The organism is Curtobacterium sp. B8 (genome assembly GCF_000333315.1).
In the GTDB taxonomy this organism is placed as follows: Bacteria; Actinomycetota; Actinomycetes; order Actinomycetales; family Microbacteriaceae; genus Curtobacterium; species Curtobacterium luteum.
The window spans coordinates 1-2,609 of sequence record NZ_BACW01000608.1; the positions used below are offsets into that span (position 1 = coordinate 1).

3 protein-coding genes and 1 pseudogene are annotated in these 2,609 nt (G+C 71.4%); all 4 read right to left on the reverse strand.

Annotated features, from left to right (window positions below):
- Positions 1-465, reverse strand: a 465-nt coding sequence (locus I59_RS16490; protein ID WP_022904819.1) for a Gfo/Idh/MocA family protein, incomplete at its 3' end; no start/stop codon positions are given.
- Positions 462-1,301 (reverse strand): sugar phosphate isomerase/epimerase, encoded by an 840-nt coding sequence (locus I59_RS16495; protein ID WP_022904820.1) that lies wholly within the window; start codon positions 1,299-1,301, stop codon positions 462-464. The genes I59_RS16495 and I59_RS16490, both read right to left, overlap by 4 nt.
- 74 nt (positions 1,302-1,375) lie before the next feature.
- Positions 1,376-2,329 (reverse strand): carbohydrate ABC transporter permease, encoded by a 954-nt coding sequence (locus tag I59_RS16500; protein WP_022904821.1) that lies wholly within the window; start codon positions 2,327-2,329, stop codon positions 1,376-1,378.
- A pseudogene (locus I59_RS23655) lies at positions 2,326-2,609 on the reverse strand (sugar ABC transporter permease); the annotation flags it as partial. The gene I59_RS16500 and the pseudogene I59_RS23655, both read right to left, overlap by 4 nt.

The following is a 2,609-nucleotide window of genomic DNA, read 5'->3' on the forward strand; positions in this document are numbered from 1 at the left end:
CACCGTGCCGAACCCGCCGTCGTGCGCTGCCCCCGCGACGGCGACCGAAGCCGGGTCGAAGCGGTGCTGGCTGATCACGCTCGTCACCAGTCCACGCGAGCGGGCGTCGGCGGCGAGCGCGGCGATCTGCCGTGCACGGGGCATGGTGGTGTCGAGCGGCTTCTCGATGACGACGTGCTTGCCGGCCGCGAGCGCCGCCTCCGCCAGCTGCACGTGCATGCCGGACGGCGAGCAGATCGCGACGAGGTCGATGTCGGTGCCGGCGATCGCCTCCTCGATGGTGGCGGTCGTGATCGGACGGGCGACGCCCATCGCCTCGAGCTCGTCGGCGGCTCCGGTCGCGGCGGCGGGGATCGCGTCGACGAGGGCGACGACCTCGAGGTCCGGGTGCTGCACGGCGACGCGGGCGTGGTGGCGGCCGATGACGCCGGCGCCGACGACGGCGAGCTTCAGTGGGGTGGTCATCGCAGGGTGACTCCGATCTGGTCGGTGAGCGAGCGGAAGGCGCGTCCGGCGCGACCGAAGGCCGCGGGCCCGGAGAACCCGCCGAGGGAGGTGAAGTCGCTGAGGTGCGGCTCGAGCGAGGCGTAGCCGGCGTACCCGGCGTCGCGCAGCGCAGTGAGGGTCTGCAGCAGTTCGCCGTCGCCCTCCCCAGCGGGGACCACGGACGCGTCGGCGGCGAGCGCGTCCTTGACCTGCAGGTAGTCGACGTAGGGGGCGAGTCGCTCCCAGCCGTCGGTGAACGGCTTGACGCCGCACTGCACGTAGTTCGCGTTGTCCCAGGCCAGGCGGAGGGCGCTCGAACCGACGCTCTCGACGATGTCGAGCACCCGGTCGGGGACGTCGCCGTAGATGTCCTTCTCGTTCTCGTGCAGGAGGGTCACGCCCTCGCGTTCGGCGAGGTCGGCGAGCGCGCGCATCCGGACGAGGACGTCGTCGCGGACGTCCTCCGGCGCGCGGCCCTCGAAGTAGAAGGAGAAGACGCGGATGTTCGTCGTGCCCAGGGCGTGCGCGGCGGCGATCGCCCGGCCGAGCCGACCGACCTCGTGCTCGACGGGTTCGTCGACGGGGACCTTGCCGATCGGCGAGGCGATGGCGGACACCGTCTGCCCACGCTCCTCGAACAGCCGGTGGAGACCGGCGAGCTGGTCCTCGTCGAGGTCGACGACGTTCACCCCCCAGGCGCTCCGCACCTCGACGGCGCTGGCGCCGAGCGCCTGCAGCACGGCGACCTGGGTCGCCGGGTCGGCGTCGATCTCGTCGCCGAAGCCGGAGAGCTCCCACGTGGGTTGGTCGGTCATGGTGTCCTTTCCTGTCGGACGGGAGGCGCGTGGCGGGGTCGCACCGCGCCTCCCGTCCGGTCCTGGGTTGCTGCCTACTTGACGGAGCCGGCGGTGAGACCGCCGACGAGGTAGCGCTGGAAGATGAGGTAGAGCGCGACGACCGGCACGGCGCACACGATGGACGCGGCCATCATCTGGCCGTAGATCGGGACGGCCCCGCCCTCCTGGGTGGTGCCGAGCACCTGGAGCACGACCGCGACGGTGCGCGTGTTCGGGGTCGTCATGATCGTCGAGAACAGGACGTCGTTCCACCCGAGCAGGAAGGCGAAGATCGCCGACACGACGATGCCGGGCCACGACAGCGGGAGGACGACGCTCCGGAGGATCCGACCGCTGGAGGCGCCGTCGATCCGGGCCGCCTCCTCGAGTTCCTTCGGCAGGCCGCGGAGGTACGTGACCATCACCCACGTCGAGAACGGCAGCGCGAACGTCAGGTAGGTGACGAAGAGGCCCCAGCGGGTGCCGATGATCTGGACACCCGTCGCGCTCGCGATGTTCGAGAACACCACGAACACGGGCAGGAGCAGGAGCGTGCCCGGGATCGACTGCAGCGCGAGCAGCCCGCGCAGGATCGTGAGGCGGCCGAGGAACCGGAAGCGGACGAGCACGTACGCCGTGGACACGGCGAGCGCGGCACTCGCGACGGCGACCGCGCCGGCGGTGAGGATCGAGTTGAGGAGCCCCTGACCGAGCGCGACCGTCGACCAGATGTTCACGTAGTTCGCCAGCGTGAACTCGGACGGGAAGTACTCGCCCCGGGCCACGGCGACGTCGGAGTTGACGGAGCCGAACAGGATGTACAGCACCGGCACCGCGATGAACGCGATGATGACGGCGATCACGACGACGAGCAGCCAGCGCGGCAGGAGCCGGGTGACGTCGGTGTCGTACGGGCGTTTGGCCGGCCGGCCGTTCCGCGCCGTGACGCTCTCGGTGAGGGTCGCGGTGGGGCGGGTGCGGGTGCGGAAGGTGCTCTGGGTGCTCATGCGCGGGCTCCGTCGATGTCGGCCGCTGCGGCCGGGGTGGCGGCCAGGGTCGCGGGGGTCGCTGCCGCGAGCGTCGCTCGGTCGGCGCGGCGCTGCTTGCGGGTGGGGCCCGCGTCGTCACCGGTGTCGAGCTTGACGGCCCGGAGGTAGACGAACAGCGGGATGGCGACGATCACGAGGGAGCAGATCGCCATCGCCGCGGACAGCCCGAAAGCGAACGACTGGAAGCTCGCGATGTACGTCAGCACGGGCATGACCTCGACGCTCGAGGGCAGCGGGA